We start from the raw sequence: 25,853 nt of genomic DNA, 5'->3' as shown, positions 1-25,853 counted from the left end.
ATGGTGCGGGACACCCGCGACAATAAAATTCAAGCCAGTCCTTGACCTTCCAGTTACTGGAAGGACTACCTCCGGCTCGAAGCAGTTTGATAGAGGCATTCGAAATGACGCATTCAGATCACGATCATCACGCGCATGGTGGTTGCTGCGCGGCAAAAGGCGCGGCCGTGGATGCCGGCGCCGTCACGCGCGATCCGGTTTGCGGCATGATCGTCGATCCAGCCGCCGGCAAGCCGGTATCGGAGCATGCTGGCCGCCTCTATCATTTCTGCAGCGAAGGCTGTCGGACAAAGTTCCAAGCCGAGCCGAAACAATACCTGACCGCCACCGACCCCGTCTGCGGCATGAGCGTGGACCGCGCCACGGCAAAGCATTTTCTGCGCCATGACGGCCAGGGCTTCTATTTCTGCTCCGCCGGCTGCAAGTCGAAATTCGAGGCGGCGCCGCAAACCTATCTCGGCGACAGACCGGCGCCGGAAGCGATGCCGAAAGGCACCCAATACACTTGCCCGATGCATCCCGAGATCGTCCGCGACAAGCCCGGCTCCTGCCCGATCTGCGGCATGGCGCTCGAGCCGATGGGCGTGCCGACAGGCGATGAGGGGCCAAATCCCGAACTGGTCGATTTCACCAGGCGGTTCTGGGTCAGTGCGGTGCTCTCGGTGCCCCTTCTCATCGTCGCCATGGCGCCGATGATCGGTCTGTCGTTCGAGAACCTGATCGAGGACCGGACAAAGGTCTGGATCGAGCTGGCGCTCGCAAGCCCGGTCGTGCTTTGGGCCGCATTTCCGTTCTTTCATCGCGGCTGGGACTCGATCCGCAACCGCAGCCCGAACATGTGGACGCTGATTTCGCTCGGCGTCGGTGCGGCCTATCTCTACAGCGTCGTCGCGACGCTGTTCCCGGACATTTTTCCGCATCAGTTCCGCGGCCATGGCGGGGCGGTGCCGGTCTATTTCGAGGCCGCAGCCGTCATCGTCGCGCTGGTCTTTCTCGGCCAGGTGCTGGAACTGCGCGCCCGCGAAAAGACCGGCTCGGCGATCCGCGCCCTGCTCGACCTTGCGCCCAAGACCGCCCGCCGCATAGGAGAGGACGGTTCCGAGAGCGATGTGCCGCTGGACAGCGTCAAGGCCGGCGAGCGCCTGCGCATCCGGCCCGGCGATGCCGTGCCGGTCGACGGTACCGTGCTCGAAGGCCGCTCTTCCATCGATGAATCGATGATCACCGGCGAACCGTTGCCGGTCGAGAAGGCCGAAGGGGATGCCCTCACCGGCGGCACGCTCAACAAGAATGGCTCGCTGATCATGCGCGCCGAGCGGATCGGCGCCGAGACCACGCTCTCGCGCATCGTCGAGCTGGTCGCCAAGGCGCAACGCTCGCGCGCGCCGATACAAGGGTTGGCCGATCGCGTTTCCTTCTACTTCGTCCCGGCTGTCGTTCTGGTCGCCATCGCTGCCTTTGTCGCCTGGGCGATCTTTGGGCCCACGCCCAGCCTGATCTTCGCCATCGTCTCGGCGGTCTCGGTGTTGATCATTGCCTGTCCCTGCGCACTCGGCCTCGCCACGCCGATGTCGATCATGACCGCCACCGGACGTGGCGCCCACGCCGGCGTGCTGATCAAGGAGGCCGCCGCGCTCGAACGCTTCGCTTCCGTCGATACGCTGATCGTCGACAAGACGGGGACACTGACCGAAGGCCGGCCGAAACTGACGGATGTCGTGGCGGCCGATGGGTTTTCGGAGGAGGAATTGCTGGGCCTCGCCGCGAGCCTGGAGAAGGGCTCGGAGCATCCCCTGGCCGAGGCTATTGTCGAAGGCGCCGCGACCCGCGGTGTAAGGGTCGCCGAAGCCAATGGCTTCGAGGCGGTCACCGGCAAGGGTGTTTCCGGTGCCGTTTCGGGCAGGAATGTCGCGCTCGGCAACGCCGCGATGATGCGTGATCTCGGTGTCGACGTGTCCACCGTTTCGGCCGTGGCCGAGGCGCTACAAGGCGATGGCAAGACGGCGATGTTCGTCGTCGTGGACAGGAAATTGGCCGGCATCGTCGCCGTCGCCGATCCGGTCAAGGCGACCACCGCCGAGGCGATCAAGGCCCTGCACGACAGCGGCTTGAGGATCATCATGGCGACCGGCGACAATGAGCGCACGGCAAACGCGATCGCCAGCAGTCTCGGCATCGACGAAGTCCGCGCCGGCCTGTTGCCGGAACAGAAGGGCGCGCTGGTCGAGGAATTGCGCGGCAAGGGCGCCGGCGTCGCCATGGCCGGCGACGGCGTCAACGACGCACCGGCCTTGGCCGCCGCCGATGTCGGTATCGCCATGGGCACCGGCGCCGATGTCGCCGTCGAAAGCGCCGGCATCACTTTGGTCAAGGGCGACCTCAACGGCATCGTGCGTGCCCGCACACTGGCGCAGGCGACCATCCGCAATATCAGGCAGAACCTGTTCTTCGCCTTCCTCTACAATGTGCTTGGCGTGCCGGTTGCGGCCGGCGTGCTCTATCCGCTGACCGGCACGCTGTTGTCGCCGATGCTGGCGGCGGCGGCGATGAGCCTGTCCTCGGTTTCAGTGATCGCCAATGCGTTGCGGCTGAGGACATTGAAACTTTGAGCCGATCCCCCAAATACGAAACCCGATCAACAGGAGACCATCAATGACCTTGGCCAAAAAAATCGTGCTGCTGCTGATGGCGGCTGGAATGCTGGTTGCCGTCTTCCTCGAAAGCGTTCCCGCACAGAGCGAAGAGATGAAGCACGACATGGCCGGCATGGCGACGGGGGCGGAAGGCCCGTCGACCGCAGGCTACAAGGCGGCTATGGACAAGATGCACGCCGACATGATGGCCTCCAAATACACCGGCGACGCCGACGTCGATTTCGTCCGCGGCATGATCCCGCACCACCAGGGCGCCATCGACATGGCCAAGGTCGAACTCGCCAACGGCAAGGACCCCGAGATCCGCAAGCTGGCCGAGGCCGTCATCGCGGCGCAGGAAGCCGAGATCAAGCAGATGCAGGACTGGCTCGCCGCCCATCCGGTGAAGTAAGCTTTCGCGGCTCGGCGAGAACGCCTCTGAATTTCTCGTCCGGCCTGTGATGCGATCCCGTCTCAACTGGAGCCTGCCATGCCATCGAGCGTCAGAACCACCACGCTGCCCTGCGGCGAAGCCATCCCCGTTCTCGGCCAGGGCACCTGGAAAATGGGCGAGGATTCGCGCCGCCGCGCGGAGGAGGTGAATGCCCTCAAGCTTGGTCTCGATCTCGGCGTCAAGCTGATCGACACCGCCGAAATGTACGCCAGCGGCGGCGCCGAGGAGGTGGTGGCCGAAGCCATTGCCGGGCAGCGTGCCGAGGTCTTCCTGGTCTCGAAGGTGCTGCCGTCCAACGCCTCGCGCGCCGGCGTGCAGCGCGCCTGCGAAAACAGCCTGAAGCGCCTCGCCACCGACCGTATCGATCTTTATCTGCTGCATTGGCCGGGCAGCGTGCCCCTGGCCGAAACCGTCGAAGCTTTCGAGGCGCTGAAGAAAGCCGGCAAGATCCGCCACTGGGGCGTCAGCAATTTCGACACCGGGGAGATGGAAGAGCTGGTCGGCCTGCCCGACGGCGGCAACGTCCAGACCAACCAGGTGCTCTACAATCTGGTCCGGCGCGGCCTTGAGTTCGATCTGGCGCCCTGGAGCCGGAAACGCAAACGCGGAATTCCTCTTATGGCCTATTCGCCGGTCGAGCAGGGCGCCTTGGCGCGCAATGCCAGTTTAGACGCGGTCGCAGACCGCCACGGTGCGACCGCGGCACAAATCGCACTGGCCTGGGTGATGCACCAGGATGGCGTCATCGCCATTCCCAAGGCCAGCAGCCAGGACCATGTCCACCAGAATGTCGCGGCACTCGACATCGAGCTCACAGGCGAGGACCTCGCCGACCTCGACCGCGCCTTCCCGCCGCCGAGCCGCAAACGCGGGCTGGAGATGATCTGAGCGTTATCGGTGAAGCTGCCAATCTCCCCCCTCGAGGGGGAGATGCCCGGCAGGGCAGAGGGGGGCGCTGTCCCGCCAACACATCAATTTTTACAACGACGGCTTCCGCGCTGGCATACTCCGGCGAGCATCGCCAGAGGGCAAGTTAATCAAGGCCGCCACTCTACGAGGCCCCCTCTGTCCTGCCGGACATCTCCCCCTCAAGGGGGGGAGATTGGCGGTTTCGGCGATACCGCCATGCCAGCAGGTTCAATTTACATCCCCGCCAACCCCTTCAACCGATAAAGCGCTTCCAGCGCTTCCCTCGGCGTCATCTCATCGGGATTGATGTCACTGAGTGCGACGCCCAGCGCATCGCTCTTGACCGGCTTCTGCGCTTCCCGCTTCACCGCCACGGAAAACAGCGGCAGGTCGTCGACCAGCCGGTTGGTCTTGCCCGAAACCTCGCCTTCCTCGAGCTGGTGCAGCACTTCCTTGGCACGGTCCACCACCGCCTCCGGCAGGCCGGCCAGCCGCGCCACCTGGATGCCGTAGGAGCGGTCGGCCGCGCCCTTGCCGACCTCGTGCAGGAAGACGACGTCGTTCTCCCATTCCTTGACCCGCATGGTGACGTTGTGGAGCCGCGCCAGCTTGCCGGCAAGCGAGGTCATTTCGTGGAAATGCGTGGCGAAGATCGCCCGGCAGCGGTTCTTCTCGTGCAGATATTCCACCGCGGCCCAGGCGATCGACAGGCCGTCGAACGTGGCGGTGCCGCGGCCGATCTCGTCGAGGATTACCAGCGCCCGTTCGCCGGCCTGGTTGAGGATCGCCGCCGTCTCGACCATCTCGACCATGAAGGTCGATCGGCCGCGCGCCAGATCGTCCGAGGCGCCGACGCGGGAAAAGAGGCGGTCGACGACGCCGATATGAGCCGATGTCGCCGGCACGAAAGAGCCGGTCTGGGCCAGGATGGCGATCAGCGCGTTCTGCCGCAGGAATGTCGATTTACCGCCCATATTGGGGCCGGTCAGCAGCCAGATCGCGCCGTTCTTGGCGCGGCCCTCCGGCGACAGGTCGCAGTCATTGGCCACGAACGGCCCTTCGCCCGAGCGCCGCAGCGCCTGTTCGACCACGGGATGGCGCCCACCCGAAATCTCGAAGGCAAGGCTGGCATCGACCAGCGGCCGGCACCAGGCCTCGCTTTCCGACAAAAGCGCGAGCGCCGCCGACACGTCCAGCACGGCGAGCGCATCGGCCCCGGCGCGGATCTTCTCCGCTTCGCCGACCGCTTCCGCCGTCAGCGCGTCGAAGGCGGCAAGCTCGATGCTCAGCGCCCGGTCGGCGGCATTGGCGATCTTTGTTTCCAGCTCCGCCAGCTCCGTCGTGGTGAAGCGCATGGCGTTGGCCATGGTCTGGCGGTGGATGAAGCGCGCCTTGGCGCCATCGCTGCCGGTCATCACCGCGTGATGGTTGGCGGTCACCTCGATGTAGTAGCCGAGCACATTGTTGTGCCGGATCTTCAGGGACCGAATGCCGGTCTCCTCGATCAGCGAACGCTCCAGCCCGGCGATCACTTTTCGCGACTCGTCGCGCAGCGCCCGCATCTCGTCGAGCTCGGCATTGTAGCCGCCTCGGATGAAGCCGCCGTCGCGCTTCAGCAGCGGCAGTTCCTCGCCAAGTGCCTGCGTCAGATGCCCGGCAAGCGCGTGCGGCAGCGCCCGGATGGCGGCGAGCGCCGCCGCCAATTCCTGGGGCAGGGCGGTCGCGGCAAAGACCTCCGCGATCGCGCCGGCCGCCTCGAAGCCGGCGCGCAGCGCGCCGAGGTCGCGCGGGCCGCCGCGGTTGAGCGCCAGCCGCGACAACGCGCGCGGCATGTCGGCGACGCTCTTCAGGCTCGCCCGCACGGTCTGGCAAAGCCGCGTCTCGGAACGGAAGAACGACACCGAATCCAGCCGCGCGGCAATTGCCGCCGGATCGGTCAGCGGCGCCATCAGCCGGTCGGCGAGCAGCCTGGCGCCGCCGCCGGTCACCGTGCGGTCGATCGCCTTGAACAATGAGCCTTCACGGCTGCCCGACAGCGTGCGCAGGAGTTCCAGGTTGCCGCGCGTCGCCGGGTCGATGAACAGGGTCGAGCCGGCCTCCTCGCGCTCGGGGCGCGACAGCGGCGGCCGCTCGGCCTTCTGCGTCTTTTCGACATAGGCGATGGCGCCCGAGATCGCCGACAGCTCGGCACGGGAAAACGCACCAAAGCTGTCCGGTGTCGCCACCTCGAAGAAGCGGGCGATGCGCGCGGCCGCCGAGGCCGAATCGAACAGGCTCGGCGGCTGCGGGTTGGCGACGCGGCCGAGCATGTCGAATACCGGTCGCAATTCGGGATCGTGGAACACCGGATCGGCGACGATCAGCTCGCGCGGATCGACGCGGAAGATGTCGGCCAGCAGCCGGTCGGCGGTGGTGTCTGTGACCCGGAAAGCCCCGGTCGAAATGTCGATCCAGGCCAGGGCAAAGCTTCCTTGGGTCCCGGTCGCGCCGCCGCGCTCCCCACTTCTTGGATCGCCGCCGCCCTTCACTCGTCCCAGCGCCATCAGGAAACTCGATTCCGACGGCGCCAGCAATTTGTCCTCGGTGATGGTGCCAGGCGTCACCAGCCGCACCACATCGCGGCGCACCACCGATTTGGAGCCGCGCTTCTTGGCTTCGGCCGGATCCTCGATCTGCTCGCAGACGGCGACGCGGAAACCCTGCGCGATCAGTTTCTGCAGATAGTCGTCCGCCGCATGCACTGGCACGCCGCACATCGGGATGTCGTGTCCCTGATGCTTGCCGCGCTTGGTCAGCACGATGCCGAGCGCCCGGCTCGCCTTCTCCGCATCCTCGAAGAACAGCTCGTAGAAATCGCCCATCCGGTAGAACAGCAGCGAATCCGGGTTCGCCGCCTTGATCTCGATGAACTGCTCCATCATCGGCGTGACGCCGCCAGCGGCTGCCGGCGTGATCGCCTCGGGAGCGTCCGGTTCGTTTTGAATGTGCATGTTCATGCGCTCACGCTAGCAGATGTGGCGGCGGGGTTTAATGCCGGCCATTGGAAAAGCAGGGGAAGAACGGAGATCAACCACCATTGAACGCCATGCGTCCTTCCGACGCCAGTTCGGTAACGCTTGGCGGTTTACACGCGGCGGCGCGTAGTCTTAATTCGGAATCACACAAGGCACCCGCCTCAAGGAGGTGCCGCATGGCGAGGAAATCAAAAGCATCATGGCAAGGAAAACCGAAAACAGCGGTCCGTCCGTCAGCGCGCAGGAAGCGCTCGAATTCCACGCCATGGGGCGGCCCGGCAAGCTCGAGATCGTCGCCACCAAGCCGATGGCCACGCAGCGCGATTTGAGCCTCGCCTATTCGCCTGGCGTCGCCGTGCCGGTACTGGCCATCGCGGAGGATCCCAGCCGTGCCTTCGACTACACGTCGCGCGGCAACATGGTCGCCGTCATCTCCAACGGCACCGCGATCCTGGGCTTGGGCAATCTCGGCGCGCTGGCCTCCAAGCCGGTCATGGAGGGAAAGGCGGTGCTGTTCAAGCGCTTCGCCGACGTCGATTCCATCGACCTCGAGGTCGACACCGAGGACGCCGACGAGTTCATCAACTGCGTGCGCTTCCTTGGGCCCTCCTTCGGCGGCATCAACCTGGAGGACATCAAGGCGCCGGAATGCTTCATCATCGAGCAGCGGTTGCGCGAGCTGATGGACATCCCGGTCTTCCACGACGACCAGCACGGCACCGCCATCATCTCGGCCGCCGGCCTGATCAACGCGCTGGAGATCACCGGCCGCGACATGAAGACCACCAGGATGGTCTGCAACGGCGCCGGTGCGGCCGGCATCGCCTGTATCGAGCTGATGAAGGCGATGGGCTTTGCGCCCGAAAACATCATCCTGTGCGACACCAAGGGCGTGGTCTTCCAGGGCCGCACCGAAGGCATGAACCAGTGGAAGTCGGCGCATGCGGTCAAGACCGATGCGCGGTCGCTGGCCGAGGCGCTGGACGGCGCCGACGTCTTCCTCGGCCTTTCCGCCAAGGGCGCGCTGACCACCGCCATGGTGCGTTCCATGGCCAAGAACCCGATCATCTTCGCCATGGCCAACCCCGATCCCGAGATCACGCCCGAGGAAGTGGCGGAGATCCGCACCGACGCCATCATGGCGACCGGGCGTTCGGATTATCCCAATCAGGTCAACAACGTGCTCGGCTTCCCCTATATTTTCCGCGGCGCGCTGGATGTGCGGGCCACCACCATCAATGACGACATGAAGATCGCCGCCGCGCGTGCGCTTGCCGACCTGGCACGCAAGGACGTGCCCGACGACGTCGCCGCAGCCTACCAGGGCAACCGGCCGAAATTCGGCCCCAACTACATCATCCCGGTGCCGTTCGATCCGCGCCTGATTTCGGCCATTCCGCTGGCCGTCGCCAGGGCGGCGATGGATTCTGGCGTCGCCCGCAAGCCGATCCTCGATCTCGACCGCTACGCGCAGGAGCTGTCGGCCCGCCGTGATCCGATCGCCTCGACCTTGCAGCGCATCTATGACCGTGTGCGCCGCCAGCCCAAGCGCATCGTCTTCGCCGAGGGCGAGGAGGAGCAAGTGATGCGCGCCGCCGTCTCCTATGTGAACCAGCGGCTCGGCACCGCCATCCTGCTCGGCCGCGACGACGTCATCAAGGAGAACGCCAGGCACGCCGGCATCGACCTCGACAAGCAGGGGCTGGAGATCATCAATGCTCGCCTGTCGCGCCGCAATTCGGTCTATACCGATTATCTCTACGAGCGCATGCAGCGCAAAGGCTTCCTGTTCCGCGACTGCCAGCGCCTGATCAACAACGACCGCAACCATTTCGCCGCCTGCATGGTGGCGCTGGGGGATGCCGACGGCATCGTCACCGGCGTCACCCGCAACTATTCCACCGCGCTCGACGATGTCAGGCGCGTCATCGACGCCAAGCCCGGCCACCGCGTCATCGGCGTGTCGATCGTTTTGGCGCGCGGCCGCACCGTGATCGTCGCCGACACCGCCGTGCACGACATGCCGAACGCCGAGCAGATCGCCGATATCGCGGAGGAAGCGGCAGGCTTTGCCCGCCGCATGGGCTATGAGCCGAGGCTCGCCATGCTCGCCTATTCCACCTTCGGCCATCCCCACGGCGAGCGCTCCGAGCGCATCCAAGAAGCCGTGCGCATCCTCGACAAGCGCCGCGTCGATTTCGAGTATGACGGCGAGATGGCCGCCGACGTCGCGCTCAACGCCCGTGCCATGGCGCAATACCCGTTCATGAGGCTGACCGGCCCGGCCAATGTGCTGATCATGCCGGCCTTCCACTCCGCCTCGATCTCAACCAAGATGCTGCAGGAGCTCGGCGGCTCGACGGTCATCGGCCCACTGCTGGTCGGGCTGAACAAGCCGGTGCAGATCGTCTCGCTGAACGCCAAGGACAGCGATATCGTCAACATGGCGGCGATCGCGGCCTACACGGCGGGGACCTGAGGAAGGTCCGCGCGTCGGATGCGAAAGCAGCGGCGGATCTGATCGCGCTTAACCCGCGGAAAACACCCGCGCCGCCTCGACGACCTCCTTGACCTGATCTTGCCGCAGCAGGTCGATGGGAATGCGCTCGTCGAGCGGCGCCGAGGGGCGGGTCAGCCACAGCCATGCCAGCCTCGGATTGCCGATCAACGACAGCACCTCTCGAATACCCGCCACCGGCCTGCCGTCGACGAACTGCGCCAGCGGGAAGACGTGCTTGCGGCCGCCCTTGCGCAAGGCGACCACCTCGCCCCGCCTTTGCCAGCGGTGCAGGGTCGAGCGGGCAATGCGCAGGTGTTCCTCCAGATAGGTCGAACCGGCGACCCGCCCGGCCCAGTCTTCGATCAGCATCGATTCGAGGTCGTCGGACTGGGTGCGCGGAAGCGGGGAGGCGGGGCCGTCGAAACCCGCCGATGGATTTGTGGCGCCCGCGGTGCCGGCTTCGCTGCGGCGCGCGGCTTCCACGGCCAGCGCACGCACGAATTTCGACGCCAGCCCCGGAAGGTCGGCATGAATGGCATCGATGGCGCGCTGATGCGTCGGCGATAGCAAGGTGACGGCTGACGCTATGCTGCCGGCGATCTTGCCAACCGAGACCATGGTGGGTTTGTTGATGGCCTCGTCATAGTGGGCGAGCGCCCGCTCGACCTTCTCCGCGACCATGTCCGCGAAGTCGTCTTGTTTAAGACCGGTTATGTGAAATCTGTTCATGCATCTGTCTTCGGGCCGCGAGCGCTCCTCCCCGACTGCGCCCGTTGCTGAATTTCTAATGTGGAAAGCGGAAATCGCGGCGGCAACAAATCCGGCCGCCCGACAGCTTGCTTTCTTGCATCTTGGCACCCCAACTGGTTGAGGGCGCCCAAATGTCAGTCAAAGGGCGCCCAGATTGCGTGTAGGTGCGATGTGTGACAGCCGCGCGACGGTGAAGCTGCCGATCTCCCCCCTCGTGGGGGAGATGCCCGGCAGGGCAGAGGGGCGCGCGAAGGATCGCTAGGTTGCGGTGGTTCCCTTCCGCGTGCCCATACTCTTCGAACTGGCGCCCCGACATGACAGTACGCTCATGCCGTTCATTTCGGGCTTGGCGGCAGTGTAGAACCCTGGATATGCCAGCGGGACAGCGCCCCCCCCTCTGGCCTGCCGGCCATCTCCCCCACGAGGGGGAGATCGGCAGCTTCACCGCCCTCCTACAGCAGCCCCGCCAGCTCGGCCTCGCGACGCAGATTCTGCCTTGGCCTCGGCCCGATCTGCTGGATCACCAGGCCGGCCGCCAGTGAGCCGAGATCGCCGCAGGTCTTGAGGTCGCGGCCCTGGGTATAGCCATGCAGGAAACCCGCGGCATAGAGGTCGCCGGCGCCCGTCGTGTCGACCAGCTCCTTGATGGCGGTCGCCTGGATGACGACGGTCTCGTCGCCGCGCGCGATGACGGAGCCTTTTTCCGAACGCGTCACGGCGGCGACCTTGCAGTCCTTGCGGATCTGGGCCAGCGCCTCGTCGAAGGACGAGGTCTGGTAGAGCGACTTGATCTCGTGGCTGTTGGCGAAGACGATGTCCACGGTGCCCGAGCGCATCAGCTCGAGGAACTCGTCGCGGTAGCGGTCGACGCAGAACGAATCCGACAAGGTCATCGACACTTCGCGGCCCGCCGCGTGCGCCAGCTTGGCCGTCTGCCGGATCGCCTCCTTGGCGCGCGGCGGATCCCACAGATAGCCCTCGAAATAGGTAATCTTGGCGCCCGACGCCTTGTCGGCCTCGACATCCTCCGGCCCGAGCTCGACGCAGGCGCCGAGATAGGTGTTCATAGAGCGCTCGCCGTCGGGGGTGACGAAAATCATCGAGCGCGCCGTCGGCGGCTCGCCCTGAAGCGGCTTGGTGTCGAAGGCGACGCCCTGGGCGTGGATGTCGTGGGCATAGATTTCGCCCAAAGCATCGTTGGAAACCTTGCCGAAGAAGGCGGCGCGGCCGCCGAAGGAGGCAACGCCGGCCGCCGTGTTGCCCGCGCTGCCACCGGACGCCTCGATCGCCGGGCCCATGCGGCTGTAGAGTAGCTCGGCGCGGTGCGTGTCGATGAGGTTCATCGCGCCCTTGATGATGCCATTGGTCTCCAGGAATTCCTCTTCGCACTGGGCGATGATGTCGACAATCGCATTGCCGATGCAAAGCACGTCATAGTCCGGCATCAATGTCTCCGCCAAAATCCGCGCCGGCTTCTTGCCATGCCGGCCGGGCGCGGGTCTAGCGATTTGCAACCGGTTTGCCTAGGCCATGTTCATATCGCGTGACGCCCAGGAGCTACGACAATTCGGTCGTGGCCGAAGCATTTCACCGCGGCTTTGCCTAAAAAGGGCCGTTCGATCCCGGCCCGAAGGCGGCAAGCCCATGCCTGAAAGAAACGACATGAACACCGATCTGGCGCTGCTCGCCCTCCTGGCGGTGCTTTGGGGCGCCTCCTATACGTTCATCAAGATCGGCGTCGAGACGATCCCGCCGGTGACGTTCATCGCCGCCCGCACCTTGATCGCGGGCGCGATCCTGCTGGCCATCATCCGCTGGCGCGGGCTCGCCATGCCGGGCGATGCAGCGAGCTGGCGTCGTTTCGCCTTCCAGGCGTGCCTCAACAGCGTCATCCCGTTCACCCTGATCGCCGCCGCCGAGCGCTCGGTGGATGCCGGCCTCGCCACCATCCTCAACGCGACGTCGCCTATCTTCACCTTCCTGTTGACCGCGCTCATCACCCGCCATGAACCGGTGACGCTGCGCAAACTGATCGGCGTCGGCGCCGGCATTGCCGGCATCTGCCTCATCGTGGGCACACAGGCGCTGGGCGGTCTCGGCCATGAACTTTGGGCGCAGCTTGCCATCGTCCTTGCAACGGTCTGCTATGCGGGGGCGGCGATCTTCGGCCGAGGCTTCAAGGGCCTCGACCCGATGCTGCCCGCCGCCGGCTCGATGCTCTGCGGCGCCGTCATCCTGGTGCCGCTCAGCCTCGCCGTCGACCAGCCCTGGACCTTGGCGCCGTCGACGGCGTCGATCCTGGCCTTGCTCGGCCTGTCGGTGTTTTCGACCGCGCTGGCCTTCGTCATCTATTTCCGCCTGATCCACACGCTGGGCTCGGTCGGCACGACCTCGCAGGCCTATCTGCGCGTGCCGATCGGCGTCGGCATCGGCGCCGTTTTCCTTGGCGAAAGCCTGGGTTCGACGGCCTGGCTCGGCATGGCCTTCGTCGTCGCCGGCGTCGCGGCCATGACCATTCCCACCCGCAAGCCGGCGCTCGCACAATAGTCAAACGGGGCAATCGCCTTCAATTGCCGAAGTTGGGGGCGCCGACGCTCGCAAGAGGGTGGATGCGGAGAATTCGAGCCCTCAAGCGATTGCCATGGCAACAGACGCTTGTGACGGGTGGACCTGCTGCCTATCCTCACGGCGTTCGAAGTGAGGTTGGAAGCACCGTGATCTCCAGCGCCGCCCGCGCCGCCGCCGGCCAGTTGTTCTCGCCCGAATTCCGCGCCGTCTTCCTCAAGACGCTAGGCCTGACTGTGCTTGCGCTGGTCGCCTTGTGGTTCGGGCTGACCAGCCTCGTCGAGTGGCTGGCGCTGCCGTGGCTGCACACGCTGTTTCCCGGCCTGCCGTCCTGGGCCGGTTGGCTGGGCGGCATCGTCGCGGCCATCGCGCTTGCTTTCGGCATGGCGCTGGTCGTCGCGCCGGCCACGGCCGTCGTCGCCGGTCTGTTCCTCGACGATGTCGCCGAAGTGGTGGAGCGTACCGATTATCCCGGCGATCCGCCCGGCCGCGCCATGCCGGCGCTGCGCTCGCTGGTGCTGGCGATAAAGTTCTTCGGCGTCGTCGTTCTGGGCAACATCGTCGCCCTGCTGCTACTGCTGGCGCCGGGCATCAACATCGCCGCCTTTTTCATCGTCAACGGCTACCTGCTCGGGCGCGAATTCTTCGAATTCGCCGCCATGCGTTTCCGCCCGGAAGAAGAGGCCAGGGCCTTGCGCCGGCACCATGCCCGGACGGTCTTTCTCGCCGGCCTGGTCATCGCGGCCTTTCTTGCCGTGCCGCTGCTCAACCTGGTGACGCCGCTCTTTGCCGCAGCCATGATGGTGCATTTGCACAAGGCGATCTCGGCCCAGCCCGATCGGCGGAGCAAGCCGTCCCGTTGATGCGCCAGTCCCTACCGCAGCAGAAAGCCGCGCCCCAGTTCGTCGTCGGGCTCGACGATGAATTCCGCCCGGCCGCAATAGTAGGCGCGGCCGCCGACGCGGGCGATGATCGCTTCATGCGGTCCGGCTTTCGCCATCCGCGCCACCGCGCCGGAAAAGCGCGAGCCGGCGATGCTCTCGAAAGTGCGTGTCTGGCCTGTTGCGATCTCGCCCTTGGCATGCATCGCCGCCAGCCGGGCGGTGACGCCGGAGCCGGTCGGCGACCGGTCGACCTGCGCCTCGGCGAAGACGCAGACGTTTTTCGTCGGCTCACCCGAAAACGTATCCCGCCCGCCCGTCAAAATGGTGCCGTAGAGAAAGGCGAGGTCGGCATGGTCGGGGTGCGACAGGTGAAATTCCTGCTTCAGCCTTTCGGACAGCGCCGTCGCCGCATCGACGAAATCGCGCACCCGATCGCGGCCGAATTCCAATCCGAACTGGTGACAGTCGGCCAGCGCATAGAATGCGCCGCCATAGGCGATGTCGAAGCCGATCGCGCCGTAGCCGGGCAGCTCGATCTTGCGGTCGCGTGCGAACAAGAACGCCGGCACGCTTTCGAACGACACAGCACCTGCCTTGCCGTCGCGCACCTCGACCGAGGCAATCACCATGCCGCAGGGCGCCTCGATGTTGACCATCGTCACCGGTTCCCGCTTGGTCACCAGCCCTTCGTCGACGGCATAGCGGCCGAGCGCGACGATGGCGTGGCCGCACATGGTCGAATAGCCCTCATTGTGCATGAACAGCACGGCAAGGTCGGCGCCCGGCAAATCGGGCTCGACCAGCAGCGCGCCGTACATGTCGTAATGGCCGCGCGGCTCGAACATCAGGATTTTCCGGAGATGATCGAGATGGTCGCGCACATGGGCGCGCTTTTCCAGGATCGTGCCCTTCGGGATATCGGGGTAACCCCCGGTGACGATCCTCAGCGGCTCGCCGCCGGTGTGCATGTCGACGACGGTCAGCGTCATGTGTTCGGCCCGCTTATCCCGATTTGCCAAACAGCGCCTGCAACTTGCCGAAGGGCATGGCGGCGCGGGCGAAGCCGAACGTGCCGTCCTGCTGGATCTCGCGCGCCGCCGTTTCCAGCATGCCATAGGCGAAGTTGGTGAGCCACGGCCCAAGCGAAACGCGCTTTGCCCCGGCCGCGGTCAGATCGGCAATGGTGAAGTCGGGCCTTGCCATGACGTTGACCGGCTTGCTCACCGCCGAGCAGACCGTGCGCACCATCTCGACGTCGCCGATGCCCGGCGCGTAGAGCACGTCGGCGCCCGCCTTCTCGAATGCCTGCAGCCGCTTGATCGTGTCGTCGAGGTCGGACTTGCCCCAGAGGAAGTTCTCCGCCCGCGCGGTGAAGACGAAATCGCGTTTCAGCGCGCGGGCCGCTTCCGCCGCCGCCGCGACGCGCTCCACCGCGTGCGAAAAATCATAGATCGGCTTGTTCGGGTCGCCGGTGTGGTCCTCGATCGAGCAGCCGGCAAGGCCGGCGGCTTCAGCCGCGAAGATGGTTTCGGCGGCCTGCTCGGCGCTGTCGCCCTTGCCGCGTTCGAGGTCGGCCGAAACCGGCAGCTCGGTTGCCGCCGTCACCTCGCGGCAATGATGGATCATCTGGTCGAAGGTCACCGCGCCGTCCGGCAGGCCGCGCGAGAAGGCGAAACCGGCGCTGGTCGTCGCCAGCGCCTTGAAACCGAAGGATCCAAGCAGCTTCGTCGTGCCGACGTCCCAAGGGTTGGGCATGACGAAGGTCGAGGCATGCAGGTCGCGAAAGATCTTGCCCTTGTCCATGGAAGTTCCCCCATCGTGTTGAGTGCGATGGCGCGGATTTTAGCTTGCCCGCCTTGCCCGGGCAAACGAATGCGGTTGGCTCAGAAGCGTTTCGCGTTCTCTGCTGACAATTCGTCCGGCGCGTCCCTGCAACCCCGTCAAAACCGGCGCCGATCAGTGGATCGGCACCAGTCCGGCCAGTGTGCGCATGTCGTCGAACAGGATGCCGCCGGCTCGCATCAAGCCGTCACGGTCGCTGTAGGGGTCGCCATGATAGGAAAATACCCGCATGCCGGCGGCGATGCCGGCCTGCGTGCCGGCGACGCTGTCCTCAATGACGATGCAGTCGGCAGGCGCAAAGCCCATCGTCTTGGCCGCATGTAGGAACAAGTCCGGAAACGGCTTGCCGCGCGCGACCATGGTCGAGGAAAACATCGCATGTTCGAACAGCGGCAGCAGGCCGGTCTGGCCAAGCGTGATGTGCATTTTCGACACCCTGGCCGAGGTGGCGACGCAATAGGCGATGCCGGCCGCGCGGACAGCCTCGACGAACTCCCGGACATAGGGAATCGCCTCGACCCCATGGGCGAACAGGTCCGGCAGCCCTGCATTCCAGCGCTCGACGAAGTCTGCGCCGAGCCTGACGCTGGTCTCTTCTTCGATCTGCTTCTGCACTGAGACCATGCTGCGGCCGGAGAAGTTCTTGCGGCAATATTCAAAGCTGGTGGGATACCCGGCTTCGCTCAGCCATTCGGCGAGACGCCGGTTGGCCAGGTTCTCGGTATCGACCAGAATCCCGTCGCAGTCGAAGATGACAAGTTTCGGTATGTTCATCAGGCCGTGCCGGTCGAGCCGAACCCGCCCGAACCGCGCGCCGTGCCGCCGGCCAGGTCGCGCTCTTCGACGCCCGCCTGCGTCACCGCGGCGAACACCATCTGGGCGATGCGCATGCCGCGCGTCACCGCAAAATCCTCGTCGCCGAGATTGACCAGCAGCACTTTCACCTCGCCGCGATAGTCGCTGTCGATCGTGCCCGGCGTGTTGAGGACGGTCAGCCCGTGTTTGAAGGCAAGGCCGGAGCGCGGCCGCACCTGGCCTTCCATGCCTTCGGGAATTTCCAGGATCAGTCCGATCGGCACCAGCGCACGTTTTCCCGGTAGGATCAGCAGCGGCCGATCGTCGGGCACCGCCGCGCGCAGGTCCATGCCGGCGGCGCCGGGGCTTTCATAGGCAGGGAGGGGGAGTCCTTCCGCATGCGGTAACCTTACGAAGCCGACGGTCGGACCGATGACGGAGGAATTTTGGATGGCTGCGCGCATAAAATCGATCCTATCGGCGCGATTGCCGATTCGGTCAATTCGCCCGCAATCCTATCAACGGCTTTCTTTCGGGCATCACTATGGCCGGAGCCAACCCTTAGCGCACTTCCATCGGCACCACCGTCGTCTCCTTGATCTCCTCCATCACGAAGGACGCCGAAACGTCCGACAGCGCCACCTTGGCGATCAGCCGCTGGTAGAGCCGGTCATACGCCTTCACGTCGGCGACGCGGGCGCGCAAGACATAGTCGAGGTCGCCGGACATGCGGTAGACTCCCGTGATCTCGGAAAACCCGGTCACCGCCGCCCGGAATTTCTGCAACCACTCGGGATCATGATTTGAGGTCCGGACCAGGATGAACACGGAGAGGCCGAGCCCGAGCTTCTCGGCATCGACCAACGCCACCCGGCCGGTGATGACGCCATCCTCCTCCAGCCGCTTGACGCGCCGCCAGCAGGCGTTGCGCGACAAGGCTACCCGTTCGGACAGCTGGTCGACCGACAACGTGCCGTCGCGTTGCAATTCGGCGAGCAATTTCCGATCGATTTCGTCGATTTCGATGGCCATGTGGGATGTTTGTCCCACGAACAAGCAAAATACAAGGACATTTTGAGACCGATGAACCGACGAACCGTGCCAGGATACCCCATATCAGGAACTTTAAGCGCTGAAGGGGAAGCAGCATGTCGGTCGCAAGGATTTTCACCTCCCATCCGGCCAAGGTTGGCGAAACCTATTTCGGTCACATGGCCTTTGCCGCCTGGTTTTCCTCGCGCCTGCTGACGGCCGCCGGGGCCGCCCTCGTTCACGCTTTCTTGCCATTTCTGTTCGAGACTACCGCCAGCCGAATCGTCCGCGAACTTTACGAGCGGACGCACAACAGAGGTTCGCACGCGGTCAAGGAGCCCAAGGCCCTTCCGGACCACGCCTAGGAACGGAAGAAGCGATGTGCCGGTGGGCGGCCTATCTCGGTGAAGCGGTCTTCCTCGAAGACATCCTCACGGCGCCCTGCCACTCGCTGATCGCCCAGAGCCATTGCGCCGAGGAAGCCAAGTCGCCGACCAATGGCGATGGTTTCGGCCTTGCCTGGTATGGCGACCGGCCCGAGCCCGGCCTCTACCGCGACATCCTGCCGGCCTGGTCCGATCCCAATCTGAAGAGCTTGTGCCGACAGATCAAATCCGGATTGTTTCTCGCCCATGTGCGCGCCTCGACCGGCGGCGCCACCAGCCGCATGAATTGCCATCCCTTCATCTCGGGCCCTTGGTCGTTCATGCACAACGGCCAGATCGGCGGCTTCGAGAAGATCCGCCGCGCGCTGGAAAATTCGCTGTCCGACGCCGTCTTCGACCAGCGCGAGGGCACCACCGATTCCGAGCTGTTTTTTCTCCTGATGATCGACGAAGGGTTGGCCGCCGATCCGAAAGGCGCCGTCGCCCGTGCCACCAGCCGCGTGCTGGAGGCTTCGCGGCGTGCCGGCATCGAGCCGGCGCTGAAGCTGACGGCCGCCTTTTCCGACGGGCAGGCGCTCCACGCGGTCCGCTACGCCACGGATGACCACGCGCCCACCCTCTATACCGCCGCCAAGGGCGGCGGCCGCTGCATCGTCTCCGAACCCTTCGACCGTGAAGGCGGCGACTGGCAGGCGATCCCGCCATCGAGCTTCGTCACCATGACCAGGGATGGCGTGAATATTCAGCCGTTTGCGCCGGCCCCGGCGAAGCTGGCGCTGGCCGGGTAGCCTCCTCGCGGCGCGAATTGCCGTAGAGAGCCGTCCACCAAGCTATTGAGCGAACCGACCCAATCCATAGGACGCCAGCAGCGGATCGCGCTCGCCGTCGAGGATTTCGCGCGCCGCGAACAAGCCGACCGCCGGCGCCAGCGTGATGCCGGAATGCGTGACCGCGATGTAGAGGCCGTCCATGCCCTCGGCGCGGCCGATGATCGGGAAGCCGTCGATCGGCGTCGGCCGGTAACCGACCGTATGGAAATCGAGTTCCAGGCCATCGCCGCCGCGCAGCATGGCTTGCACCGCCGCAAACAGCTCGCGCGCCGTCGCCGCCGCATCCATCCCCGGGTCGGCACCGCCAAAATCAGACCCGGCGATGATGCGGCCTTGCGCCGTCTGGCGCATGTGCAGCCGCTCGGCCAGCACCAGACCGTTGAGCAATTTTCTGTAAGGTCGCGAATGGACGATCAGGCCGGGCGGCATTTCGATCGGTAGCCTTATGCCGGCCGTCGCGGCAATCTCCGGCGAGCCGACGCCGGCCGCGATCACCACCTCGTCGGCTGCAAACAGCCCATGCGACGTGTCCACGCCCGTCGTCCTGCCGCCGGTTTGGACCAACGCCGTAACCGTGCTGGAGACGAAGCGCGCACCGCGCCGTTCGGCGTCGGCCAGCAGCGCGTTCGTCGCTGCGACCGGCTCGGCGACACCCTCCTCGGCGACATGTAAGGCAAAGTCGGGAAGCCCGGCGAGATTGGGCTCGATGCCGACCGCGCCGGCGCGGTCGACCCGCCTGATGCCATAACCCCAGGACGAATGCTCCGCCGCATAGGCCTCCAATTTGTCCGCCGGCAAGTCCCAGCACAGCCCGCCGCACCAGGCGAGCGGAAGGCCGGGCAGGTCCTGCGCCAGCCGCGACCATTCCGCCATGGAGCGGATGCGCAGCCGGAAATACGGTTCCGGATTGCCCCAGCTGGCATTTATCCAGGCAAACGAGTTCGGCGTCGCCACGCCGCCGGCAGCGCTGTCGGCAATGACCGTCACCTGCGCGCCCGCCTTGGCCAGGTGCCAGGCGATCGAGGCGCCGATGATGCCGGCGCCGATGACGATCACTTTCTTGCTCATGCAGGATCTCCATCGAACAGGTCTTCTGATGCCATCGCGTCTTCCCTATCTCAAGAGCCGGCGGACCGATCCGGGCAAATCTGTTCGACAGGCCGGGAAAGCGCTGCTAGAAGCCCGCGCCACAGACAGGATTTCATAAATTGGCTGAAGACATCGAACAGGCGGTATCGCGCCGCCGTACTTTCGCGATCATCGCCCACCCGGACGCCGGCAAGACGACGCTCACCGAAAAGCTGCTGCTGTTCGGTGGCGCCATCCAGCTTGCCGGTGAGGTCAAGGCCAAGAAGGACCGCATCCAGACCCGGTCGGACTGGATGAAGATCGAGCGCGAACGCGGCATTTCGGTCGTCACCTCGGTGATGACGTTCGAGTATGAGGACAACGTCTTCAATCTGCTCGACACGCCCGGCCACGAGGATTTCGCCGACGACACCTACCGCACGCTGTCGGCGGTCGACTCGGCGGTCATGGTCATCGACGCCGCCAAGGGCATCGAGCCGCGCACGCTGAAGCTGTTCGAGGTCTGTCGGCTGCGCGACATCCCGATCATCACCTTCGTCAACAAGATGGACCGCGAGAGCCGCGATCCCTTCGAGATACTGGACGAAATCGAGCAGAAGCTGGCGCTCGATACCGCGCCCATCACCTGGCCGATCGGCCGCGGCAGGACGTTTTCGGGCACTTACCACCTGGCGCTGAACGCCGTGCGCAAGGGCGATGACGAGAAGGAACGCACTCCGGTCAACGGTCCCGATTCCAACCGCGTCGCCGGCCTGTTGCCGGAAAACGAGCGCGAGGCCTTCATCGAGGAGCTGGAACTCGCGCGCGAAGCCTGCCGTCCGCTCGACATCGACGCCTTTCGCGAGGGCCATCTGACGCCGGTCTATTTCGGCTCGGCGCTGCGCAATTACGGCGTGCGCGACCTGATCGAGGCGCTCGGCGCTTTCGGGCCGCCGCCGCGCGCGCAGGATGCCGACACCCGGATGGTGGAGGCGACCGAGGACAAGATGACCTCCTTCGTTTTCAAGATCCAGGCCAATATGGATCCCAACCACCGCGACCGCATCGCCTTCGTGCGCGTCTGCTCGGGCAAGCTCGAGCGCGGCATGAAGGCCAAGCTGGTGCGCACCGGCAAGCCGATGAGCCTGTCTGCGCCGCAATTCTTCTTCGCCCGCACCCGCGTCACCGCCGACGAGGCCTTTGCCGGCGACGTCGTCGGCATCCCCAACCACGGCACGCTGCGCATCGGCGACACGCTGACCGAGGGTGAGGAAATCCTGTTCCGCGGCGTGCCGAACTTCGCCCCGGAAATCCTGCGTCGTGTGCGCCTCGGTGATGCGATGAAGGCCAAGAAGCTGAAGGAGGCGCTGCACCAGATGGCGGAGGAGGGCGTCGTGCAGCTGTTTTCGCCCGAGGACGGCTCGCCGGCCATCGTCGGCGTCGTCGGTGCGCTGCAGCTCGACGTGCTGAAGGAGCGGCTGAACTTCGAATACACGCTGCCGGTCGAATTCGAGATGTCGCGTTTTTCGGTCTGCCGCTGGATATCGGCTGACGACAAGACGGAAGTGCAGCGCTTCATCGAAGCCCATCGCGGCGACATTGCCCGCGATCTCGACAACGACCCGGTGTTCCTCGCCCAGCACGCCTTCTCGCTGAACTACGAAGCCGAGCGCTGGAAGGCGATCCGCTTCGCCACGATCAAGGACTACCAGGTCCGCGACAAGGCGGCGTAGCGGCGCTGCCTTTTTCCTTCTCCCCTTGTTGTGGGAGAAGGTGTCGCTGAAGGCGACGGATGAGGGGCAGCGCCGGCCTCAAAAATCAATGGACAGCCCTGCCCTTCGCAGGCTCAGGGCGTTCGAAGCTCGGAAAGCCCAGCAATTGGCTTTCCGTCCGCTACGCGGACCACTTCTCACCCCTTCGCCGCCTCTTCGATCTTGGCGATGTCGATCTTGCCCATCTTCATCATCGCACTCATCACCCGGCCGGCCTTTTCCCGGTCCGGATCCTGGAGCAGGCGCGGCAGCTGTTCCGGCACGACTTGCCAGGAGACGCCGAACTTGTCCTTCAGCCAGCTGCACGGGCCGGGCTCGCCGCCCTCGGTGAGCCTCTCCCAGAAATAGTCGACCTCTTCCTGCGTCTTGCAGTCGATCGACTGCGACATCGCCTCGTTGAACTTGAATTGCGGTCCGCCGTTGAGCGCCTGGAACGGCACGCCGTCGAGCTCGAACGTGGTCAGCAGCACTTTGCCTTCATCGGCGTGGCCCTTGGGCCAACGCATGACGCTCAGCACCTTCGAATTCTTGAAGATGGAGACATAGTGGTTCATCGCCTCTTCGGCCTGTCCATCGAACCACAGGCAGGTGGTGATCTTTTGCATGTCGTGCTCCTCGGTTGCTTCTTGCTGCTACAATGGAACGGCCGTCTGAGAAAATGGTCCCACTCCCTTGCCGTTGATCCAAGGACGGGCGCCCGGTAGGCGATCCGACACGGGAGGCCATCTTTTTTCGCAAACTCTGAATTTTTCTGGAGAATCTGGCGCATTGCAAAAATGTGGCCAGACAATAATTGCCGGTCTATAACGCCTGCGATCCATATTCAGGGCCGCGACGCTCCGCATCGGGCGCAGCCAGCCAGCTAAGGAAAGTTCATGCCTGCCTATCGCTCCCGCACCACCACCCATGGCCGCAACATGGCCGGCGCCCGCGGCCTCTGGCGCGCCACCGGCATGAAGGACAGCGATTTCGGCAAGCCGATCATCGCGGTGGTCAACTCCTTTACCCAGTTCGTGCCGGGCCACGTCCACCTGAAGGATCTCGGCCAGCTGGTCGCGCGCGAGATCGAGAAGGCCGGCGGCGTCGCCAAGGAATTCAACACCATCGCCGTCGATGACGGCATCGCCATGGGCCATGACGGCATGCTCTATTCGCTGCCGTCGCGCGAGCTGATCGCCGATTCCGTCGAGTACATGGTCAACGCCCACTGCGCCGACGCCATGGTCTGTATCTCCAATTGCGACAAGATCACGCCCGGCATGCTGATGGCCTCGCTGCGCCTCAACATCCCGACCGTCTTCGTCTCCGGCGGGCCGATGGAAGCGGGCAAGGTGGTGCTCGCCGGAAAGGCGCAGGCGCTCGACTTGGTCGACGCCATGGTCGCCGCCGCCGACGACAAGATCTCCGACGAGGACGTCAAGGTCATCGAGCGCTCCGCCTGCCCGACCTGCGGTTCCTGCTCGGGCATGTTCACCGCCAATTCGATGAACTGCCTGACCGAAGCGCTCGGCCTGTCGCTGCCGGGCAACGGTTCGACACTAGCGACGCACGCCGACCGCAAGCGGCTGTTCGTCGAGGCCGGACACTTGATCGTCGATCTCGCCCAACGCTATTACGAGCAGGACGACGAGACGGCGCTGCCGCGCAGCATCGCTTCAAAGGGCGCGTTCGAGAACGCCATGACGCTCGACATCGCGATGGGTGGCTCGACCAACACCGTGCTGCACATCCTGGCCGCGGCGCATGAGGGTGAGGTCGACTTCACCATGGAGGATATCGACCGGCTGTCGCGCAGGGTGCCCGTGCTGTGCAAGGTGGCGCCGGCCAAGTCCGACGTGCACATGGAGGACGTCCACCGCGCCGGCGGCATCATGGCGATCCTCGGCCAGCTCGACCAAGCCGGACTGATCAACCGCGACCTGCCGACCGTGCACACATCAAGCCTCGGCGAGGCGCTCGATCATTGGGATATTTCGCGCACCTCAAGCCAGAACGTGCGAGATTTCTTCCTCGCCGCGCCCGGCGGCGTGCCGACGCAGGTCGCCTTCAGCCAGGATCGTCGCTGGGACGAGCTCGATCTGGACCGCGAGACGGGCGTTATCCGCTCGGCGAAGACGCCTTTTTCCAAAGACGGCGGCCTTGCCGTGCTCAAGGGCAACCTGGCGCTCGACGGCTGTATCGTGAAGACGGCCGGCGTCGACGAGTCGATCCTGAAATTCACCGGCCCGGCGCGGGTGTTCGAAAGCCAGGATGCCTCGGTCAAGGCGATTCTCTCGAATGAGATCAAGGCCGGCGACGTCGTCGTCATCCGCTATGAAGGACCGCGCGGCGGCCCCGGCATGCAGGAAATGCTCTATCCGACCAGCTATTTGAAATCGAAAAGCTTGGGCAAAGCTTGCGCGCTGATCACCGACGGGCGCTTCTCCGGCGGCACGTCGGGCCTGTCGATCGGCCATGTCTCGCCCGAAGCCGCCGAAGGCGGCACGATCGGGCTGGTGCGGGAAGGCGACACGATTGAGATCGACATCCCCAACCGCTCGATCCGCCTCGCCGTGAGCGATGAGGAGCTCGCCAGCCGCCGGGCGGCGATGGCGGCCAAGGGCGCCCTGGCCTGGAAGCCCGAAGAAAAACGCAAGCGCAAGGTGACGACCGCGTTGCGCGCCTACGCCGCCTTCGCCACCAGCGCCGACAAGGGTGCGGTGAGGCACGTTCCGGAGTAGCGCTCGAATCGGCCAGGTTCGTGCTGCCCCTCATTGTCCTGCCGGACATTTCTCCCCGTAAGTGACGGGGAGAAAGGGCTATAACCAAAGATTTCGCCAATTGTAGACGTTGCAAAAATGGCGGCGAGGTCGCAGCATCTCCCTTCTCCCCGTCTCTAGACGGGGAGAAGGTGCCGGCAGGCGGATGAGGGGCGGCGCCACGTGGCAAGATTTTTCGCCCGCCGCGATCACGGCGGCAGCCGACAGGTGCTGATTCTTCGGGGACGACACAGATGGATTTCGACCTTATCGTTCGCGGCGGCACATTGCCTGACGGCAGGGTTGCCGACATCGGCATCGTCGGCGAGACGATCGCGACGATCGAGCCGAAGCTCGATGGCAACGCCGGCACGACGATTGACGCGCGGGGCAATCTGGTCTCTGCGCCGTTCGTCGACCCGCACTTCCATATGGATGCGACGCTTTCCTACGGCATTCCGCGGATAAACGCCTCGGGCACGCTGCTTGAAGGCATTGCTCTGTGGAGCGAACTGAAGCCGCTTCTGACGCATGAAGCGGTGCGCCATCGCGCGCTCGCCTATTGCGACTGGGCGGTGTCGATGGGATTGCTCGCCATCCGCACCCATGTCGACGTTTGCGACGACAGGCTGCTGGCGGTCGAGGCGCTGCTCGATGTCAAGAAGACGGTGGCGCCCTATATCGACCTGCAATTGGTCGCCTTTCCGCAGGATGGGCTCTACCGCTCGCCCGGTGCACGGGAAAACACCATCCGCGCGCTGGATCTGGGTGTCGATATCGTCGGCGGCATTCCGCATTTCGAGCGCACCATGGCCGACGGCACCCGCTCGGTGACCGAGCTTTGCGAGATCGCGGCAAAACGCGGCCTGATGGTCGACCTGCATTGCGACGAGACCGACGACCCGCTGTCGCGTCACATCGAGCAACTGGCCTATGAGACGCAGCGTCTCGGCCTTCAGGGCAAGGTGGCCGGCTCGCATCTTACCTCGATGCATTCCATGGACAATTACTACGTCTCGAAACTCCTGCCGCTGATCGCCGAGGCGGGCGTCTCCGTCATCCCCAATCCTTTGATCAACATCATGCTGCAGGGGCGCCACGACACGTTTCCCAAGCGCCGCGGCATGACCCGGGTCAAGGAGATGCTGGCGCTGGGCATCCGCGTCGGCTGGGGCCAGGATTGCGTGCTCGATCCCTGGTATTCGCTGGGCACCGCCGACATGCTCGACGTCGCCTTCATGGGGCTTCACGTCGCCCAGATGTCGAGCCCGGCCGACATGGCGCGCTGTTTCGACATGGTCACCAACGTCAATGCCGCCATCATGGGGCTCGATCATCTGGGCCTCGCCGTCGGCAAGCGCGCCAGCCTGGTCGTTCTCGACGCCGGCAATCCGGTCGAGGCCATTCGCCTGCGCCCCGAACGCATTTGCGTCATCGCCAGGGGCAAGGTGGTGGCGGAACGAACCAGGCAGGACACCCGGCTTGCCGTCCCCGGCAGGCCGGCACTGGTGAACCGGCGGCACACATCGTCCTAGACCCAGCCGATTCCCGGCGCTGGCCTTGCCGATTCCCGGATTTCTCCTCGTCAAAACGGCCGCTTCCGTCTACGACGCGGCCTGGAGCAATTCCAGGAAAAGTGTGTACGGTTTTCCGTCCGGAATTGGGCGAGATAAAGAGATAG

Annotated in this window: 21 protein-coding genes; 11 read left to right on the top strand and 10 right to left on the bottom strand. The window is 65.0% G+C overall.

Annotation, left to right across the window (positions count from 1 at the left end; all coding sequences use genetic code 11):
- The first annotated feature begins 104 nt into the window (after nucleotides 1-104).
- From FJ973_RS17010 to FJ973_RS17000, 3 genes are all read left to right on the top strand, one after another.
- On the top strand, nucleotides 105-2,609 hold the full coding sequence (locus FJ973_RS17010) for a heavy metal translocating P-type ATPase (protein WP_140556845.1): 2,505 nt from the start codon (nucleotides 105-107) through the stop codon (nucleotides 2,607-2,609).
- A 43-nt stretch (nucleotides 2,610-2,652) separates the two neighbouring features.
- Entirely contained in the window at nucleotides 2,653-3,045 is a 393-nt protein-coding gene (locus FJ973_RS17005; RefSeq protein WP_140556843.1) for a DUF305 domain-containing protein, read from the top strand.
- 78 nt (nucleotides 3,046-3,123) lie between these two features.
- Nucleotides 3,124-3,975 carry an aldo/keto reductase gene (locus FJ973_RS17000; RefSeq protein ID WP_140556841.1) on the top strand — a complete coding sequence of 284 codons (852 nt, stop codon included), beginning with the start codon at nucleotides 3,124-3,126 and terminating at the stop codon, nucleotides 3,973-3,975.
- 254 nt (nucleotides 3,976-4,229) lie between these two features.
- Here the strand turns inward: FJ973_RS17000 and mutS are convergent, their stop codons facing one another.
- Complete coding sequence (mutS, locus tag FJ973_RS16995; RefSeq protein WP_140556839.1) at nucleotides 4,230-6,992, bottom strand: DNA mismatch repair protein MutS; 2,763 nt, start codon at nucleotides 6,990-6,992, stop codon at nucleotides 4,230-4,232.
- 217 nt (nucleotides 6,993-7,209) lie between these two features.
- On the opposite strand from mutS, the gene FJ973_RS16990 reads away from it, so the two are divergent.
- Nucleotides 7,210-9,489, top strand: coding sequence for an NADP-dependent malic enzyme (locus FJ973_RS16990; RefSeq protein ID WP_140497115.1), 2,280 nt, complete (start codon nucleotides 7,210-7,212; stop codon nucleotides 9,487-9,489).
- 48 nt (nucleotides 9,490-9,537) lie between these two features.
- Here the strand turns inward: FJ973_RS16990 and FJ973_RS16985 are convergent, their stop codons facing one another.
- Together FJ973_RS16985 and FJ973_RS16980 are read right to left on the bottom strand one after the other, a co-directional pair.
- A complete protein-coding gene (locus tag FJ973_RS16985) occupies nucleotides 9,538-10,239 on the bottom strand; it encodes a hypothetical protein (RefSeq protein WP_140512974.1) in 702 nt (233 codons plus the stop codon).
- A 473-nt stretch (nucleotides 10,240-10,712) separates the two neighbouring features.
- The gene (locus FJ973_RS16980; RefSeq protein WP_140512976.1) at nucleotides 10,713-11,705 is read right to left on the bottom strand and encodes an adenosine kinase; all 993 of its coding nucleotides are present in this window, start codon (nucleotides 11,703-11,705) and stop codon (nucleotides 10,713-10,715) included.
- A gap of 199 nt (nucleotides 11,706-11,904) precedes the next feature.
- On the opposite strand from FJ973_RS16980, the gene FJ973_RS16975 reads away from it, so the two are divergent.
- Nucleotides 11,905-12,807 (top strand): EamA family transporter, encoded by a 903-nt coding sequence (locus FJ973_RS16975; protein WP_140512978.1) that lies wholly within the window; start codon nucleotides 11,905-11,907, stop codon nucleotides 12,805-12,807.
- 167 nt (nucleotides 12,808-12,974) lie between these two features.
- Complete coding sequence (locus tag FJ973_RS16970; RefSeq protein WP_140556837.1) at nucleotides 12,975-13,688, top strand: sulfate transporter family protein; 714 nt, start codon at nucleotides 12,975-12,977, stop codon at nucleotides 13,686-13,688.
- Nucleotides 13,689-13,699: 11 nt separating this feature from the next.
- Here FJ973_RS16970 and FJ973_RS16965 read toward each other — a convergent pair whose 3' ends face one another.
- From FJ973_RS16965 to FJ973_RS16945, 5 genes are all read right to left on the bottom strand, one after another.
- Nucleotides 13,700-14,698: a proline racemase family protein gene (locus tag FJ973_RS16965; protein WP_140556835.1), complete on the bottom strand. Its 999-nt coding sequence runs from the start codon at nucleotides 14,696-14,698 to the stop codon at nucleotides 13,700-13,702.
- A gap of 13 nt (nucleotides 14,699-14,711) precedes the next feature.
- Nucleotides 14,712-15,512, bottom strand: coding sequence for an oxaloacetate decarboxylase (locus FJ973_RS16960; protein WP_140523629.1), 801 nt, complete (start codon nucleotides 15,510-15,512; stop codon nucleotides 14,712-14,714).
- Nucleotides 15,513-15,665: 153 nt separating this feature from the next.
- Nucleotides 15,666-16,325, bottom strand: a complete 660-nt coding sequence (locus FJ973_RS16955; protein WP_181167621.1) for an HAD family phosphatase — start codon at nucleotides 16,323-16,325, stop codon at nucleotides 15,666-15,668.
- Nucleotides 16,325-16,810 (bottom strand): dUTP diphosphatase, encoded by a 486-nt coding sequence (gene dut / locus FJ973_RS16950; protein ID WP_140556833.1) that lies wholly within the window; start codon nucleotides 16,808-16,810, stop codon nucleotides 16,325-16,327. The genes FJ973_RS16955 and dut overlap by 1 nt, the downstream gene beginning before the upstream one ends.
- Before the next feature lie 97 nt (nucleotides 16,811-16,907).
- Nucleotides 16,908-17,378 carry an Lrp/AsnC family transcriptional regulator gene (locus tag FJ973_RS16945; protein ID WP_140497095.1) on the bottom strand — a complete coding sequence of 157 codons (471 nt, stop codon included), beginning with the start codon at nucleotides 17,376-17,378 and terminating at the stop codon, nucleotides 16,908-16,910.
- 116 nt (nucleotides 17,379-17,494) lie between these two features.
- On the opposite strand from FJ973_RS16945, the gene FJ973_RS16940 reads away from it, so the two are divergent.
- Together FJ973_RS16940 and FJ973_RS16935 are read left to right on the top strand one after the other, a co-directional pair.
- Nucleotides 17,495-17,743, top strand: a complete 249-nt coding sequence (locus tag FJ973_RS16940) for a DUF6356 family protein (protein WP_140523640.1) — start codon at nucleotides 17,495-17,497, stop codon at nucleotides 17,741-17,743.
- A gap of 14 nt (nucleotides 17,744-17,757) precedes the next feature.
- Nucleotides 17,758-18,552 carry a class II glutamine amidotransferase gene (locus tag FJ973_RS16935; RefSeq protein WP_140523643.1) on the top strand — a complete coding sequence of 265 codons (795 nt, stop codon included), beginning with the start codon at nucleotides 17,758-17,760 and terminating at the stop codon, nucleotides 18,550-18,552.
- Between the two features lie 42 nt (nucleotides 18,553-18,594).
- Here the strand turns inward: FJ973_RS16935 and FJ973_RS16930 are convergent, their stop codons facing one another.
- Nucleotides 18,595-19,662, bottom strand: coding sequence for an FAD-binding oxidoreductase (locus FJ973_RS16930; RefSeq protein WP_140556831.1), 1,068 nt, complete (start codon nucleotides 19,660-19,662; stop codon nucleotides 18,595-18,597).
- A gap of 140 nt (nucleotides 19,663-19,802) precedes the next feature.
- Between FJ973_RS16930 and FJ973_RS16925 the strand changes: the two genes are divergently transcribed.
- Nucleotides 19,803-21,395, top strand: a complete 1,593-nt coding sequence (locus tag FJ973_RS16925) for a peptide chain release factor 3 (RefSeq protein ID WP_140497087.1) — start codon at nucleotides 19,803-19,805, stop codon at nucleotides 21,393-21,395.
- 176 nt (nucleotides 21,396-21,571) lie between these two features.
- Here FJ973_RS16925 and FJ973_RS16920 read toward each other — a convergent pair whose 3' ends face one another.
- Nucleotides 21,572-22,039 (bottom strand): VOC family protein, encoded by a 468-nt coding sequence (locus tag FJ973_RS16920; protein WP_140497085.1) that lies wholly within the window; start codon nucleotides 22,037-22,039, stop codon nucleotides 21,572-21,574.
- 270 nt (nucleotides 22,040-22,309) lie between these two features.
- Here FJ973_RS16920 and ilvD point away from each other — a divergent pair, with 270 nt between their 5' ends.
- Complete coding sequence (gene ilvD, locus FJ973_RS16915) at nucleotides 22,310-24,154, top strand: dihydroxy-acid dehydratase (RefSeq protein ID WP_140523649.1); 1,845 nt, start codon at nucleotides 22,310-22,312, stop codon at nucleotides 24,152-24,154.
- A gap of 272 nt (nucleotides 24,155-24,426) precedes the next feature.
- A complete protein-coding gene (locus FJ973_RS16905) occupies nucleotides 24,427-25,707 on the top strand; it encodes an amidohydrolase family protein (protein ID WP_140523652.1) in 1,281 nt (426 codons plus the stop codon).
- Nucleotides 25,708-25,853 lie beyond the last annotated feature (146 nt).

This window comes from Mesorhizobium sp. B2-1-3 (assembly GCF_006442495.1).
Taxonomy (GTDB): Bacteria; Pseudomonadota; Alphaproteobacteria; order Rhizobiales; family Rhizobiaceae; genus Mesorhizobium.
This window is presented reverse-complemented; position numbering and strand designations above follow the sequence as displayed.

Coding starts and splice junctions, on each gene's coding strand:
- FJ973_RS17010 (WP_140556845.1), top strand. CDS start 105: ATGACGCATTCAGATCACGATCATCACGCGCATGGTGGTTGCTGCGCG.
- FJ973_RS17005 (WP_140556843.1), top strand. CDS start 2,653: ATGACCTTGGCCAAAAAAATCGTGCTGCTGCTGATGGCGGCTGGAATG.
- FJ973_RS17000 (WP_140556841.1), top strand. CDS start 3,124: ATGCCATCGAGCGTCAGAACCACCACGCTGCCCTGCGGCGAAGCCATC.
- mutS (WP_140556839.1), bottom strand. CDS start 6,992: ATGAACATGCACATTCAAAACGAACCGGACGCTCCCGAGGCGATCACG.
- FJ973_RS16990 (WP_140497115.1), top strand. CDS start 7,210: ATGGCAAGGAAAACCGAAAACAGCGGTCCGTCCGTCAGCGCGCAGGAA.
- FJ973_RS16985 (WP_140512974.1), bottom strand. CDS start 10,239: ATGAACAGATTTCACATAACCGGTCTTAAACAAGACGACTTCGCGGAC.
- FJ973_RS16980 (WP_140512976.1), bottom strand. CDS start 11,705: ATGCCGGACTATGACGTGCTTTGCATCGGCAATGCGATTGTCGACATC.
- FJ973_RS16975 (WP_140512978.1), top strand. CDS start 11,905: ATGCCTGAAAGAAACGACATGAACACCGATCTGGCGCTGCTCGCCCTC.
- FJ973_RS16965 (WP_140556835.1), bottom strand. CDS start 14,698: ATGACGCTGACCGTCGTCGACATGCACACCGGCGGCGAGCCGCTGAGG.
- FJ973_RS16960 (WP_140523629.1), bottom strand. CDS start 15,512: ATGGACAAGGGCAAGATCTTTCGCGACCTGCATGCCTCGACCTTCGTC.
- FJ973_RS16955 (WP_181167621.1), bottom strand. CDS start 16,325: ATGAACATACCGAAACTTGTCATCTTCGACTGCGACGGGATTCTGGTC.
- dut (WP_140556833.1), bottom strand. CDS start 16,810: ATGCGCGCAGCCATCCAAAATTCCTCCGTCATCGGTCCGACCGTCGGC.
- FJ973_RS16945 (WP_140497095.1), bottom strand. CDS start 17,378: ATGGCCATCGAAATCGACGAAATCGATCGGAAATTGCTCGCCGAATTG.
- FJ973_RS16940 (WP_140523640.1), top strand. CDS start 17,495: ATGTCGGTCGCAAGGATTTTCACCTCCCATCCGGCCAAGGTTGGCGAA.
- FJ973_RS16935 (WP_140523643.1), top strand. CDS start 17,758: ATGTGCCGGTGGGCGGCCTATCTCGGTGAAGCGGTCTTCCTCGAAGAC.
- FJ973_RS16930 (WP_140556831.1), bottom strand. CDS start 19,662: ATGAGCAAGAAAGTGATCGTCATCGGCGCCGGCATCATCGGCGCCTCG.
- FJ973_RS16920 (WP_140497085.1), bottom strand. CDS start 22,039: ATGCAAAAGATCACCACCTGCCTGTGGTTCGATGGACAGGCCGAAGAG.
- ilvD (WP_140523649.1), top strand. CDS start 22,310: ATGCCTGCCTATCGCTCCCGCACCACCACCCATGGCCGCAACATGGCC.
- FJ973_RS16905 (WP_140523652.1), top strand. CDS start 24,427: ATGGATTTCGACCTTATCGTTCGCGGCGGCACATTGCCTGACGGCAGG.